At 70.8% G+C, this 13,060-nt stretch carries 15 protein-coding genes; all 15 read left to right on the forward strand.

Going from position 1 to position 13,060, the window contains the following annotated elements:
- Window positions 1-263 precede the first annotated feature (263 nt).
- Window positions 264-1,109: a redox-sensing transcriptional repressor Rex gene (locus tag KBO27_RS02245; RefSeq protein ID WP_372448812.1), complete on the forward strand. Its 846-nt coding sequence runs from the start codon at window positions 264-266 to the stop codon at window positions 1,107-1,109.
- The gene (locus KBO27_RS02250; protein ID WP_210968300.1) at window positions 1,106-2,491 is read left to right on the forward strand and encodes a glutamyl-tRNA reductase; all 1,386 of its coding nucleotides are present in this window, start codon (window positions 1,106-1,108) and stop codon (window positions 2,489-2,491) included. Before KBO27_RS02245 ends, KBO27_RS02250 begins: the two co-directional genes overlap by 4 nt.
- On the forward strand, window positions 2,488-3,426 hold the full coding sequence (hemC, locus tag KBO27_RS02255; protein ID WP_210968301.1) for a hydroxymethylbilane synthase: 939 nt from the start codon (window positions 2,488-2,490) through the stop codon (window positions 3,424-3,426). Before KBO27_RS02250 ends, hemC begins: the two co-directional genes overlap by 4 nt.
- A 14-nt stretch (window positions 3,427-3,440) precedes the next feature.
- Window positions 3,441-4,973 (forward strand): bifunctional uroporphyrinogen-III C-methyltransferase/uroporphyrinogen-III synthase, encoded by a 1,533-nt coding sequence (locus KBO27_RS02260; protein ID WP_210968302.1) that lies wholly within the window; start codon window positions 3,441-3,443, stop codon window positions 4,971-4,973.
- A gap of 219 nt (window positions 4,974-5,192) precedes the next feature.
- Window positions 5,193-6,176, forward strand: a complete 984-nt coding sequence (gene hemB / locus KBO27_RS02265) for a porphobilinogen synthase (protein ID WP_210968303.1) — start codon at window positions 5,193-5,195, stop codon at window positions 6,174-6,176.
- Window positions 6,173-6,748, forward strand: a complete 576-nt coding sequence (locus KBO27_RS02270) for a hypothetical protein (protein WP_210968304.1) — start codon at window positions 6,173-6,175, stop codon at window positions 6,746-6,748. Before hemB ends, KBO27_RS02270 begins: the two co-directional genes overlap by 4 nt.
- Window positions 6,749-6,791: 43 nt before the next feature.
- Entirely contained in the window at window positions 6,792-7,319 is a 528-nt protein-coding gene (locus tag KBO27_RS02275) for a hypothetical protein (RefSeq protein ID WP_210968305.1), read from the forward strand.
- A gap of 111 nt (window positions 7,320-7,430) precedes the next feature.
- On the forward strand, window positions 7,431-8,087 hold the full coding sequence (locus KBO27_RS02280) for a hypothetical protein (protein ID WP_210968306.1): 657 nt from the start codon (window positions 7,431-7,433) through the stop codon (window positions 8,085-8,087).
- On the forward strand, window positions 8,087-8,446 hold the full coding sequence (locus tag KBO27_RS02285) for a hypothetical protein (protein ID WP_210968307.1): 360 nt from the start codon (window positions 8,087-8,089) through the stop codon (window positions 8,444-8,446). Before KBO27_RS02280 ends, KBO27_RS02285 begins: the two co-directional genes overlap by 1 nt.
- Window positions 8,443-8,892 (forward strand): transport-regulating membrane protein Mce1N, encoded by a 450-nt coding sequence (mce1N, locus tag KBO27_RS02290; protein ID WP_210968308.1) that lies wholly within the window; start codon window positions 8,443-8,445, stop codon window positions 8,890-8,892. The genes KBO27_RS02285 and mce1N overlap by 4 nt, the downstream gene beginning before the upstream one ends.
- Window positions 8,893-8,993: 101 nt before the next feature.
- Window positions 8,994-9,629, forward strand: coding sequence for a hypothetical protein (locus tag KBO27_RS02295; RefSeq protein WP_210968309.1), 636 nt, complete (start codon window positions 8,994-8,996; stop codon window positions 9,627-9,629).
- 13 nt (window positions 9,630-9,642) lie between these two features.
- Window positions 9,643-9,975, forward strand: a complete 333-nt coding sequence (locus KBO27_RS02300) for a hypothetical protein (protein WP_210968310.1) — start codon at window positions 9,643-9,645, stop codon at window positions 9,973-9,975.
- A gap of 131 nt (window positions 9,976-10,106) precedes the next feature.
- On the forward strand, window positions 10,107-11,456 hold the full coding sequence (gene hemL / locus KBO27_RS02305; RefSeq protein ID WP_210968311.1) for a glutamate-1-semialdehyde 2,1-aminomutase: 1,350 nt from the start codon (window positions 10,107-10,109) through the stop codon (window positions 11,454-11,456).
- Window positions 11,453-12,097 (forward strand): histidine phosphatase family protein, encoded by a 645-nt coding sequence (locus KBO27_RS02310; protein ID WP_210968312.1) that lies wholly within the window; start codon window positions 11,453-11,455, stop codon window positions 12,095-12,097. Before hemL ends, KBO27_RS02310 begins: the two co-directional genes overlap by 4 nt.
- Window positions 12,094-12,684 carry a TlpA family protein disulfide reductase gene (locus KBO27_RS02315; RefSeq protein WP_210968313.1) on the forward strand — a complete coding sequence of 197 codons (591 nt, stop codon included), beginning with the start codon at window positions 12,094-12,096 and terminating at the stop codon, window positions 12,682-12,684. Before KBO27_RS02310 ends, KBO27_RS02315 begins: the two co-directional genes overlap by 4 nt.
- Window positions 12,685-13,060: the final 376 nt, after the last annotated feature.

Genomic DNA, 13,060 nt, shown 5'->3' on the forward strand with positions numbered 1-13,060 from the left:
TCAGGGGGGTATCCGCAATGATGGCGGAGAAGGTTTGCGCCTCCGGTGCGCTCGCCCCCGCCGACTTTGTGCATGCATTCACAAATGGCTACGGTGTAAGGGTCGTGCCGCCGGAACTCCCCGTCGGAATTTCCGGCGCGGAACAGCGAATCGGGTGGTTGGCGTCGCACCGTTTCCCCGGTGTTCGCACCACTTCGGTGCCGCCCGAGGCGCAGACCACCAGCAGGCGAGGGAGATCCAGCGTGACGGCCCAAGGAGCGGACGTGCCAGAAGGAGACGGGCAGACCACTGCCCGGGCCGCTGCGTCCCCGGGGGCGTCGAACGGGGCTGACGCCAACGGCACCTCCATCGCCGTCCCCGCCGCCCGCGAGCGCGCCCGCTCCATCCCGGAAGCGGCCGTCGCCCGGCTCGCGGTCTACCTGCGCGCGCTGTCCGCGCTCGCCGAGCAGGGCATCACCACGGTCTCCAGCGAGGAGCTCGCCACCGCGGCCGGCGTCAACTCCGCCAAGCTGCGCAAGGACCTCTCCTACATCGGCTCCTACGGCACCCGCGGCGTCGGCTACGAGGTCGAGGTGCTGATCGGTCAGATCGAGCGGACGCTCGGCCTGACCCGCAAGCACAGCGTCGCCGTGGTCGGCATCGGCAACCTCGGGCACGCGCTCGCCAACTACGGCGGGTTCCCGGGCCGCGGATTCCCGGTCTCGGCGCTGTTCGACCTCGACGACGACCTGGTCGGCGTGCCGGTCGGCGGCATCCCGGTCAGCCACATCGACGACATCGTCGAGGTGTGCTCCGAGCGCGAGGTCACCATCGGCGTCATCGCCACCCCCACCCAGGGCGCGCAGGAGGTCTGCGACCGCTTGGTGGCCGGCGGCGTCATGTGCATCCTGAACTTCGCCCCGATCGTGCTGCAGGTCCCCGAGCACGTCGAGGTGCGCAAGGTCGACCTGGCGGTGGAGATGCAGATCCTTTCCTTCCACGTGGCCCGACGGCAGCAGGAAGCCGCGAACGCGGTCGACGGCGCGGCGTCCGACGGCGGACCGCCGGGCGGCGGCGCGGGACTTCCGGGTGAGATCGATTCGGCGAACAGGATGGTGGAACGGCTGTGAACCTGCTCACCGTCGGGATTTCCCACCACAGCGCACCGGTCCGGGTCCTGGAGCGGGTCGCCATCAGTGGCGGGGACATCAACAAGATCCTCGACGAGCTCGTGCTGCGCGAGCACATCGCCGAGGCGTTCGTGATCTCCACCTGCAACCGGGTCGAGATCTACGCGCTGGCCGAGACCTTCCACGGCGGCCTGGACGACGTGACGGCCGTGCTGTCGCGCCACTCCGGCACCGAGGTCGGTGAACTCGCCGACCACCTCTACGTCTACTACGCCGGCGCCGCCGTCGAGCACCTCTTCTCGGTGTCGTCCGGGCTGGACTCGATGGTCGTCGGCGAGGCCCAGATCCTCGGTCAGCTGCGCCAGGCGTACGGAACCGCCGACGAGCGCGGCACCGTCGGCAAGACGCTGCACGAGCTGGCGCAGCAGGCGCTGCGCGTCGGCAAGCGCGTGCACAGCGAGACCGGCATCGACAACGAGGGCGCTTCGGTGGTCTCGGAGGCCCTGGCCGACGCCGAGGCCGCGCTCGACGGTCTCGAAGGCAAGAGCGCGCTGCTGGTGGGTGCCGGTTCGATGGGCGGCCTGACCGCCGCGCAGCTCAAGCGCGCGGGCATCGGCCGCATCGTCATCGCCAACCGCACCGCCGCCAACGGCGAGCGGCTGGCCGAGTCGCTGCGCGCCGACGGCGTGGACGCCGGCACCGCGGACCTCTCGGGTCTGGCCGACGCGATCGCCGCCGCGGACCTGCTGGTCGCCTGCACCGGCGCGGTCGGTGCCGTGGTGACCGAGGAGGTCGTCTCCGCAGCGCTGGTCGTCCGGGACGACCGGCCGCTGCTGTGCTGCGACCTGGGGCTGCCGCGCGACATCGCCGCCGAGGTCGGCGACCTGCCCGGCGTCACCGTTGTCGACCTGGCCAGCCTGCAGGACCGGCTGTCGGCCAAGCAGGGCGGCAACGAGTCCGACCGGGCCGCCGAGATCGTCGCCGAGGAGGTGCGCGGCTACCTGGCCGCGCAGCGCTCGGCCGAGGTGACCCCCACGGTCACCGCGCTGCGCAAGCGCGCCGCCGAGGTCGTCGACAGCGAATTGCTGCGACTGGACTCTCGGCTTCCCGACATCGACGCGCCGACGCGCGAGGAGCTCAGCCGCACGGTGCGCCGCGTGGTGGACAAGCTCCTGCACGCGCCGACCGTCCGCGTCAAGCAACTCGCGTCGCAGCCGGGTGGTTCCGGCTACGCCGACGCACTCCGTGAGCTCTTCGAGCTCGACCCGCAGACCGCTGCGGTGATCGGCACCCCGCAGGCCGAGGAGAACCTCCCAGGCGGGGTCACGGTCGCCCAGGCGCTGCTGCGCGGCCGGGCGGAACAGGACGGTGAGGACCGTTGAACAAGACCCTCCGGATCGGCACCCGCGGAAGCGCGCTCGCGATGGCGCAGAGCACGTGGGTCGCCGAGCAGTTGGAGGCGGCCGGCTACCCGACCCAGCTGGTGGCCGTCGAGACGCCCGGTGACCAGTCGAGCGCCCCGATCGCCGAGATCGGCGTCGGCGTGTTCACCTCCGCGGTGCGCGAAGCGCTCGTCAACGACGAGGTCGACGTCGCCATCCACTCCTGCAAAGACCTGCCGACCGAACCGGACCCCCGGTTGTCGCTGGCCGCCGTCCCGGTCCGGGAGGACCCGAGGGACGCGCTGGTGGCACGGGACGGTCTGACGCTCGGCGAACTGCCCCCGGGGTCCGTTGTGGGCACCGGTTCGCCGCGCCGCGCCAGTCAGCTCCGGGCCGCAGGCCTGGGGCTGGAGGTGCGCGGCATCCGCGGCAATGTGGACACCCGAATGCGCAAGGTGACAGACGGCGAGCTGGACGCCGTCGTCCTCGCCCGCGCCGGGCTGGCCCGGGTGGGCCGGCTTTCGGTGATCACGGAAACGCTCGATCCACTGCAGATGCTGCCCGCGCCCGCTCAGGGCGCGCTCGCAGTGGAATGCCGCGTCGACGACGTGGACACAGAGCACTTGCTGCAGTCCGTTTTGGACGATCAGGCCAGCCGCGCCGCGGTTGCCGCCGAACGCGCAGTGCTGGCCCGGCTTGAAGCCGGCTGCCACGCGCCGGTCGGCGCGCTGGCCGAAGTGGTGGAGGACCTCGACGATGACGGGCGCGTGGCGCTGCGCCTGTCCCTTCGTGGAGTGGTAGCGACCGACGACGATGTTCTGGTCCGCGCTTCCGCCACTGGTGAGACGACCGCCGCAGAGCAGCTCGGCCTGGAACTGGCCGATGAGCTGCTCGAAGCCAGGGCCGCTTTGCTCAGCGGTCCCGGCAGTAGTTGATGGGGAGTGCCCTGATGACCCGAGCACGTAAGACCCCCGGACGGATTGCTTTCGTGGGTTCCGGTCCCGGTGACGCGGGACTTCTCACCGTTCGGGGCCGGGATGTGATCGCCCGCGCTTCGCTGCTGGTGACCGACCCGGACGTACCCGCCGACATCGTCGCGATGGCCGCCGAGGGGGCGGAAGTCCGCCCCGCCGTCGGCGACCCTTCCGACGTGGCCAAGGACCTGGTGAACGAGGCCGACACCGGGCGCAACGTGGTGCGCCTGGTCGCCGGTGACCCGCTCACCGCAGACGCGGTTGTCCGCGAGACGCAGGAGGTCTCCAAGACCGAGGCCCCGTTCGACGTCATCCCCGGTGTTTCCGGCGGCAGCGCGGTTCCGGCCTACGCCGGCATCGCGCTGGGCGCGGTGCACACCGAGGTCGACGTCCGCGGCGACGCCGACTGGCCGGCGCTGGCCGGTGTGCCCGGCGCGCTGGTGCTGCACACCACGGGCAGCCACCTCGCCGAAGCCGCCTCGCGGCTGGTCGAGCACGGCCGTCCGGCGACCACCCCGGTCGCGGTGACCGCGTCCGGGACCACGGTGCAGCAGCGCACCATCGACACCACGCTGGCCTCGCTGGCCGCCGACGCCGGCGAGCTGCAGGGCCACCTGGTGGTGACGATCGGCGACATCGTCTCCGAGCGCGGCAAGCTGTCCTGGTGGGAGTCCCGAGCCCTGTACGGCTGGAAGATCCTGGTGCCGCGCACCAAGGAGCAGGCCGGCGTGTTGAGCGAGCGGTTGTGGTCGCACGGTGCGGTCTCGCACGAGGTGCCGACCATCTCCGTGGAGCCGCCGCGCAGCCCCGCTCAGATGGAGCGCGCGGTCAAGGGCCTGGTCGACGGCCGCTACCAGTGGGTCGTGTTCACCTCGGCGAACGCGGTCCGCGCGGTGTGGGAGAAGTTCGCGGAGTTCGGCCTGGACGCCCGCGCGTTCTCCGGTGTGAAGATCGCCTGCGTCGGCGAGGCCACCGCGGAGAAGGTGCGCGCCTTCGGCATCATCCCGGAGCTGCTGCCCTCGGGCGACCAGTCGAGCGAGGGCTTGCTGCAGGAGTTCCCGCCGCACGACGACATACTGGACCCGGTTGACCGGGTGCTGCTGCCGCGCGCCGACATCGCCACCGAGACGCTGTCGGCCGGGCTGCAGGAGCGCGGCTGGGAGGTCGACGACGTGACGGCCTACCGCACCGTCCGCGCCGCTCCGCCGCCCGCGGAGACCCGCGAGATGATCAAGACCGGTGGTTTCGACGCCGTCTGCTTCACCTCGTCCTCCACGGTCCGCAACCTCGTCGGCATCGCTGGCAAGCCGCACGCCCGCACGCTCGTCGCCTGCATCGGCCCGAACACGGCCGAGACGGCGAAGGAGTTCGGCCTGCGGGTCGACGTCCAGCCCGAGGCCCCCCGGGTCGAGGAGCTGGTCGACGCCCTCGCGGCGCACGCGGCCCGCCTCCGCGCGGAAGGCGCGCTGCCGCCCCCGCGCAAGGCCAAGCGCGCCCGCCGGAGCTGATCCGGCGCGGCGACGAGAGCCGATCGAGACCCCGAAGGGCGCCCAGGACACAACGTCCGGGCGCCCTTCGGCGTCTCACCGCCGACCTGCACCGCTGCTCCGATGACCGCCTCGGGTTGAGGGGGCGATCACGGTCGGGTGAGGCCTCCGGAGTCCGAATTTCCGGAGTGGTTACGCTCGGGGAGTCACCCCGCCTAGTCAGCTTGGGGAGCCGCTGTTATGTATCCGACGAGCCGTCCCCGTCGACTCCGCCGCAACCCGGCGGTGCGTCGGCTGGTTTCCGAGACCTCCGTGGAGCCGCGGCACCTGGTGCTGCCGATGTTCGTCCGCGAAGGCGCCTCCGAGCCGGTGCCGATCACGTCGATGCCCGGGGTCGTGCAGCACACCCGCGACTCGCTGAAGAAGGCCGCTGCCGAGGCGGTCAGCGCGGGCGTCGGTGGGCTGATGCTCTTCGGCGTGCCGGAGGAGCACGACGCCGACGGGTCCGGCGCGGTCGATCCCGACGGGATCCTCAACGTCGCGCTGCGCGACCTGCGCTCCGAGGTCGGCGACAGCACGGTGCTGATGGCCGACCTGTGCCTGGACGAGTTCACCGATCACGGCCACTGCGGCGTGCTGGACGAGGACGGCAACGTCGACAACGACCGCACGCTGCAGATCTACGGTGAGATGGCCGTGGTGCAGGCGCAGTCCGGCGCCCACATGGTCGGGCCCAGCGGCATGATGGACGGTCAGGTCGGCGTGATCCGGGATTCGCTGGACGCCACCGGCTTCGACGACGTGTCGATCATGGCCTACTCCGCGAAGTACGCCTCGGCGTTCTTCGGCCCGTTCCGCGAGGCCGTCGACTCCCAGCTCAAGGGCGACCGCAAGACCTACCAGCAGGACCCGGCCAACGGCCGCGAAGCCCTGCGCGAAGCGGACCTGGACCTGGCCGAGGGCGCGGACATGGTGATGGTCAAGCCGGCCATGTCCTACCTGGACGTGCTGCGCGACATCGCAGGCGTGGCCGATGTCCCGGTCGCCGCCTACCAGGTGTCCGGCGAGTACGCGATGGTCGAGGCGGCGGTGGCCAACGGCTGGCTCGAACGCCGGCGCACCGTTCTCGAGACGCTGACCTCGATCCGCCGCGCGGGAGCGGACGTCGTGCTCACCTACTGGGCCACCGAAGCCGCGCAGTGGTTGCAGGACGCGCGCGCATGACCGACTTGGAGCAGCGGGTGGACGCCTTCGGCCGACCGGTTCCGCCGCCGGAACCCCCGCAGCCGCCGCAGGCGCTGCAGATCGCGCGGTGGCTGTGGGTCGGCGCCGTCCTGGTCGGCGTGGTGCAGGCGTTCGTCCAGCTCCTCGACCGGCAGCGGCTGATCGGCGAGCTGCGCCAGCTGCAGCCCGAGATGACCCAGACCGACCTGGACGCCGCCGCGAACAGCGGCATCATGTTCACCTTCATGTTCAAGGCGTTGACCTTGATGGTGTACCTGCTGCTGTGCAAGCGGATGCTGGAAGGGCGCAACTGGGGCCGGATCACGCTCACGGTGTTCGGCGGTTTCGGCGTGTTCAACGCCGTGATCACCGTCCTGACCGTGTCGCTGGTCGGCCCGGAGCTGATCAAGCAGCTGACCGGGATGACCGTGAGCGTCGTCGACGTGGTGTTCGCGGTGCTGGTGGCCGCGGTCGAGGTCGCGGCGATCGTGTTCATGTACCGGCCCGAGGCCAACCGGTTCTTCCGCGAGTCCCGGGGTTTGAGTCCGCAACCACCTCGTGACGTGTGGTGACGGTCCGGTGGACACGGCCCCGGCCCGTTCCTAGGCTGGCCTGGTGACGCCGCCAGACGCAGTCAACCCGTACGGCGCCGCCCCGCCGCCACCGCCGGAGCGGTCGCCGGGGTCGCAGCGCCCGCGCACGATCGACAACGCGTTCTGGGCGGGGATCGCCAGCCCGGTCGTCGGGTTCGTGATGTTCGCGCTGGCGTTCGCCACGATCAGCGACGCCGAGCTGCAGATGGTCCTCGGCCAGGCGGGAGCGACCGGTCAGCCGGCGCTCAGCCTCGACCAGGCCCGTGCGCTGTTCCAGGTCACGATCGCGATCGCCGTGGTGTTCTGCCTGGTCCTGGCCGGGTTGTGGATCATGTTCCTGATCTTCATGCGCAACGGCCGCAACTGGGCGCGCATCGTGATCACCGTGGTCGGCGCGCTGTGGTTCCTGCTGACGATCCCCACCGTCATCGGCGGCGCGGCCGGCGGGATCGGCACGGCCCTCGTCGCCGTCCTCCAGCTCGCGACGATCGCCGCCACCATCGTCTACGCCTACCTGGCTCCCTCGAACCAGTACCTCCAGCCCCGCTGACCCACCCGGTTGCTCCGCTCGCCGGAGCGGGGTGGTGATGTGAACGTCCTCTTCGCGGTACTTGACCTGAACCGGTGGACAGGGGTATCGGCTGGTTTCTAGGGTTCGTGCGTGAACTTCCCGCAGAATCCTTGGCAGCAGGGTGGATACCCGCAGTCGGAGACTCCTTCCGGCGGTTTTCCGCAGCAGCAGCCCGGCGGATACCAGCCCTACTCGCAGAACCCCTTCAGCGCGCCGCCGGTGCCCGTCCACGAGATGGCCGTGCCGCAACGGCCCGCGACGGTCGAGACCGCGTTCTGGATCGCCGTGGTGCTCCCGCTGCTGGTGACCGTGCTCAACGTGGTCAGCTACCTGGTGCTGCAGGGCTGGGTGCAGGACTCGATCGGCGGGAGCGCGGACGACGTCACCGCGGAGATGACGTCCGCGGTCAACGGCGTGATGATGGTCTTCTTCGTCTTCCTGACGATCTTCTACCTGATCCTGACCGGCCTGTGGATCACCTTCGGCTTCAAGCTGCGGGCAGGCCGCAACTGGGCGCGGGTCACCCTGACGATCTTCGCCGCGTTCTGGGCGATGTCGAGCATCGGCACCCTGGCCTCCGGCGGCATGGCGACCGGTCTGAGCGAGTCCGAGGCGCTGCCCGGCGGCTACTACGCGCTGAGCTACGTGCAGGGCGGGCTGGGCGTGGTCGGCACGGTCGCCTTCGTGGTGCTGGTCTTCACGGCGAAGTCCAACGCCTACTTCGACGCGTCGAACCGACGGTACTGATGGCGCCGCCGAAACCGCTGCGCATCGCGGTCGTCCTGTGGTGGGTCGTGGCCCTGCTGCTCCTGCTGGAGACCGGGCTGGCCTGGTTCGATCCCGCCGTCCAAGGCCGGTTGCTGCTGGTCAACACCGTCGTCGGGGTCGTCATGGCGGTGATCTACCTGGCGCTGGGCGCGCTGGTGTTCCGCCGCCAGGGGTGGGCGCGGTTCGTGCTCACCGCGTTCGCCGCCGTGCACGCGGTGCTGATGGTCGTTTCGGGTGCAGGTTTCGGAATCCCCGTCCTGCTCCTTGTGCTCGGCCTCGCCGGAACCGTATTGATGTGGGCGCAGCAGAGCTCCGACTTCCTGACGGGTGAGCGATGAGCGATCCGGTGGTGTACTCCGAACGCGGCAGCAGCTGGTGGCCCGTGCTGTGGGGCCCGGCCTTCGCGCTGCTGGGGCTTCTCGCCGAGCAGCTGACGCTCGGCCCGCAGCACGTCGCGATGTGGATCCTGGTCGGCCTCGCGCTCGCCGTCTGCGCCGTCATCTGGGTCTACGGCAGGCGGCGGCTGCTCGCGGTGCGCCTGACCACGTCCGAACTGGTGCTCGGCAGGGAGACCCTCGCCGTCGAGACGATCGCCGAGGTCAGCGACGTGGGAGCGCCCGTCGGGGCGCGCGTGCTGGGCGGCAGCTGGACCGTCCCGAAGGGCACCGGCGAGATCCCGCTGCGGCTGACCGACGACACCGTGGTGCTGGCCTGGGCCAAGGACCACGAGGAGCTGTCGGCCGAACTCGCGAAGCTCGTCGAGAAGCGCTCGTCGGAGCTCTAGGCAGCAAAGTGCCCCGGGCGGCATGCGCGAAGCAGAGGCGGACCCGGGGCCTACGCCGTCCACTCTAGCACGAGATCCACAGCGGTCGAAAGGAAAACCCCATGACCAGGGACGACGTCGAGCTCCCCGGTTGGGTGCGGGAGCTCCTGTCGGAATCGCGCTTCGACCGCTACCTCAAGAAGGCCGGGGGCGACGTCGACGTCGCGGTCCGGCTCTACGACTGGAACGTGCAGGTCTCGGCGGCCTTCTACGGCCCGCTGCACTGGCTGGAGGTGTCCCTGCGCAACGCCCTGCACCACCGGCTGCGGGAGCGCTTCGGCCGGGACGACTGGTGGAAGGCGGCGCAGCTGGCCGACAACGCCAAGTTCAAGATCGGCCGCGCTCGCCGCAAGATCGAACGCCGGGCCGAGCACACCCCCGATGACGTGGTCGCCGAGCTGACCTTCGGGTTCTGGGTCTCGCTGCTCAGCCGCACCCACGACCGGCAGATCTGGGTCCCCGCGGCGCATCGCGCGTTCCCCCACTACACGGGACCGCGCAACGCGCTGCACCACGACTTCATGGGCATGCTCGACTTTCGCAACCGCGTCATGCACCACGAGCCGATCTTCTACCTCGACCTGCCCGAGTACCACGAGCGCATCTACCGGCTGCTCGGTCACCTCTCCCACGACGCGGCCCGGCACGCCGAGCGCACCGACCGGATCAGCGCGGTCCTCGACGCCCGCGACGTGTGAGACGCTGTCCGCCGTGACGACTGCCGAACCGTGGCCCGCGAGCGGGCCGAAGCTCGACGGCGACGCCGAACCGGTGCGCGCGGGTGGCCGGCTGAACCAGCCGTGGCGCGCGGCCGTGGCCGGCCTCGAACTGGTCGCCGCGGTAGCGCTGGTGCTGCTCGCGTGGTGGGCGTGGCACCGCGGCGTGGTGACCATCTACCTGCCCGGACCGCGAGGCGCCGTGGACGTGGTGACCCGCTCCATCGGCAGCTGGCTCTCGGGCGCCGTCATCGCCGCCACCTTCGCCGGGCTGCTGCTCATCGACGCCCTCCGCCAGATCGGCCTCGCCATCCGAGCGGGTGACTAGCCCTCTGCTGCCGGGGAGCCGCTGCTCCACGTGCGGGTGCTGAGCCCGCACCGCCACGCGCGGTGACCGCTGGACGTTCCTCGAAACGGTGTGCGCCCGGCCACAGCGCGGGGAGTGTCAAACTGGGGGGCGTGACAGCTTCTGCGAACTCCGCTTCGACCCGGCACGACGATCCGGCTCCGCAGTCGCGGCAGCTGTTCGAGCGTGCGCAGGCGGTGACGCCCGGCGGCGTCAACTCCCCGGTCCGCGCCTTCCAGTCCGTCGGCGGCACGCCGCGGTTCATGGTGCGCGGCGAGGGCGCCTACCTCTGGGACGCCGACGACAACCGCTACGTCGACCTGGTGTCGTCCTGGGGCCCGATGATCAACGGGCACGCCCACCCCGACGTCGTCGCCGCGGTGCGGGACACGGCCGTGCACGGCACGTCCTTCGGCACCCCCGGCACCGGTGAGATCGACCTGGCGCAGGAGATCATCGACCGCGTCGAGCCCGTCGAGCAGGTCCGCCTGGTCAACTCCGGGACCGAGGCGACGATGAGCGCCGTGCGGCTCGCCCGCGCCTTCACCGGCAAGCAGAAGATCGTCAAGTTCGCCGGCTGCTACCACGGTCACGTGGACGCGCTGCTGGCCAGCGCCGGTTCGGGCGTCGCCACGCTCGGCCTGCCGACCTCGCCGGGCGTCACCGGCGCGCAGGCCGCCGACACGCTCGTGCTGCCCTACAACGACCTCGAAGCCGTGCGGCAGGTCTTCGCCGAGCAGGGCGACGAGATCGCCTGCGTGATCACCGAGGCCGCCGCCGGCAACATGGGCACGGTCGCGCCGCTGCCCGGCTTCAACGCCGGACTCAAGGAGCTGACCAGCGCTAACGGCGCACTGCTCATCATGGACGAGGTGATGACCGGCTTCCGCGTCTCCGCCGCCGGCTGGTTCGGCATCGACGGCGTCGCCGGCGACCTCTACACCTTCGGCAAGGTCATGTCCGGTGGACTGCCCGCCGCCGCCTTCGGCGGTCGCGCCGACGTCATGTCGCGCCTCGCGCCGACCGGCCCCGTCTACCAGGCGGGCACGCTCGCCGGGAACCCGATCGCCGTCGCCTCCGGCCTGGCGAACCTCCGCGCCGCCGACGCCTCGGTCTACGCGGCCCTGGACCGCAACGCCGACCGGCTCCGCGAGCTCATCGGGTCCGCGCTGAACGCCGAAGGCGTGGTCCACCAGATCGCCTCGGCGGGCAACATGCTCAGCATCTTCTTCAGCGAGAACCCGGTGCACGACTACGAGCAGGCCCAGGCCCAGCAGACCTGGCGCTTCCCCGCCTTCTTCCACGAGCTGCTCGCGCGCGGCATCTACCCGCCGCCGAGCGCCTTCGAGACCTGGTTCGTCAACGCCGCCATGGACGACGCCGCGTTCGAGCAGATCGCCGACGCCCTGCCGCACGCCGCGCGCGCGGCCGCCGCCGCGACCGCCCCGGAGGCGTCGAAATGACCGAACCCCAGGCTGAGAAGACCCTCGTGCACTTCCTCCGCCACGGCGAGGTGCACAACCCGGAGGGCATCCTCTACGGCCGGCTCCCCGGCTACCGGCTGTCCGACAAGGGCGAGCAGCAGGCCAAGCTCGTCGCGGAGTTCCTCTCCGGCCACGACATCGCCCGCGTGATCTCCTCGCCGCTGCAGCGCGCCCAGGAGACCGCCCGCCCGCTGGGCGCGATGTTCCAGGTCGACGTGGCCACCGACGACCGGCTCATCGAAGCCGACAACCGCTTCGAAGGCCTCAAGGTCTCCGTCGGCGACGGCGCGCTGCGCTCACCCCGGCACTGGCCGAAGCTGTGGAACCCGTTCGCGCCCTCCTGGGGCGAGCCCTACCTGGAGATCGCCCACCGGATGCTCGGCGCCGCGCACCGCGCGCGTGCCGCGGCGGCCGGTCGGGAAGCGGTGTGCGTCTCGCACCAGCTGCCGATCTGGACGCTGCGCCGCTACGTCGAGGGCAAGCCGATGTGGCACGACCCCCGCCGCAGGGAGTGCTCGCTGGCGTCGGTGACGACGCTGGTGTTCCGCGGCGAACAGCTGGTGCGGGTGGCCTACGTCGAGCCCGCAGGTGGCACCGATCCGAGAGTGACGGGCGCATGAGGAAGCTTCTGGTGCGGCTCGGCCTGATCACGGCCGTGCTGGCGATGGTCGGTGGCTGCGCCACCGAGGGCGACGACTCCAACAAGGCGGGCGGCGAGTTCACCTTCGTCTCGCCCGGCGGGCAGACGCGCATCTTCTACCCGGCCGGCGAGCGGGGCCGGATCAGCCACCTCTCCGGCGACGACCTGCTCAACCCCGGGAAGCAGCTGGGGATCCAGGACTTCCAGGGCCAGGTCGTCGTGCTCAACATCTGGGGCTCCTGGTGCGGCCCGTGCCGCTCCGAAGCCGACGACCTGCAGGCCGTGCAGGACAAGCTCGGTCCGCAGGGCGTGCAGGTGCTGGGCATCGACGTGCGGGACAACCAGAGCGCGGCAGCGGACTTCCACCGAGACCGCGGCCTGAGCTACCCGTCGATCTTCGACCCGGCAGGTCGCACGCTGCTCTCGCTGCGCCAGTTCCCGCGCAGCACCGTCCCGGCCACCATCGTCCTCGACCGGCAGCACCGGGTCGCGGCGATCTTCCTGACCGAGATGCTCGAGAGCGAACTGCTCCCCGAGGTGCAGAAGATCGCTGCCGAGCCTGCGTAGGTTTCCTTTGCGGTAGCTGAACCTGCGCGGTCCTTTCGGGGATCTGTCAGTGGTCGGCCGGGTTTACTGCAACTGCTCAGTGGTCTCTCTGCTCAGCGGTGCGGGAAGCGGAACCTGACACGTCTTCTGGCTCCGGGATCCGAGACTGATGTATGTCCAATACACGGCGCTACGGCTGTCCTCCCCAGAAGACGTGTCAGAACCCGCGGCGGTGCGGGTTGCTCAGGTGGGGTACTGCGAAACCGGCTTCGCCGGTTGCCTGACGGTGGTTGGGTGCTGAGAAACGGGCTTGGCCGGTTGCCTGACGTTTGGCTGTGACTTGTGCCTCCCGGTTGTGGTCGTTGGTCCTGGAATGGGTGGGACCAAGGTCCTGCTG

This window comes from Saccharopolyspora endophytica (assembly GCF_018070075.1).
GTDB classification, from domain to species: Bacteria; Actinomycetota; Actinomycetes; order Mycobacteriales; family Pseudonocardiaceae; genus Saccharopolyspora; species Saccharopolyspora endophytica.

Excerpts from the sequence above, each read along its gene's own strand:
- KBO27_RS02295 (WP_210968309.1), top strand. The coding sequence starts at position 8,994 with ATGACCAGGGACGACGTCGAGCTCCCCGGTTGGGTGCGGGAGCTCCTG.
- KBO27_RS02285 (WP_210968307.1), top strand. The coding sequence starts at position 8,087 with ATGGCGCCGCCGAAACCGCTGCGCATCGCGGTCGTCCTGTGGTGGGTC.
- mce1N (WP_210968308.1), top strand. The coding sequence starts at position 8,443 with ATGAGCGATCCGGTGGTGTACTCCGAACGCGGCAGCAGCTGGTGGCCC.
- KBO27_RS02310 (WP_210968312.1), top strand. The coding sequence starts at position 11,453 with ATGACCGAACCCCAGGCTGAGAAGACCCTCGTGCACTTCCTCCGCCAC.
- KBO27_RS02315 (WP_210968313.1), top strand. The coding sequence starts at position 12,094 with ATGAGGAAGCTTCTGGTGCGGCTCGGCCTGATCACGGCCGTGCTGGCG.
- hemB (WP_210968303.1), top strand. The coding sequence starts at position 5,193 with ATGTATCCGACGAGCCGTCCCCGTCGACTCCGCCGCAACCCGGCGGTG.
- KBO27_RS02260 (WP_210968302.1), top strand. The coding sequence starts at position 3,441 with ATGACCCGAGCACGTAAGACCCCCGGACGGATTGCTTTCGTGGGTTCC.
- KBO27_RS02270 (WP_210968304.1), top strand. The coding sequence starts at position 6,173 with ATGACCGACTTGGAGCAGCGGGTGGACGCCTTCGGCCGACCGGTTCCG.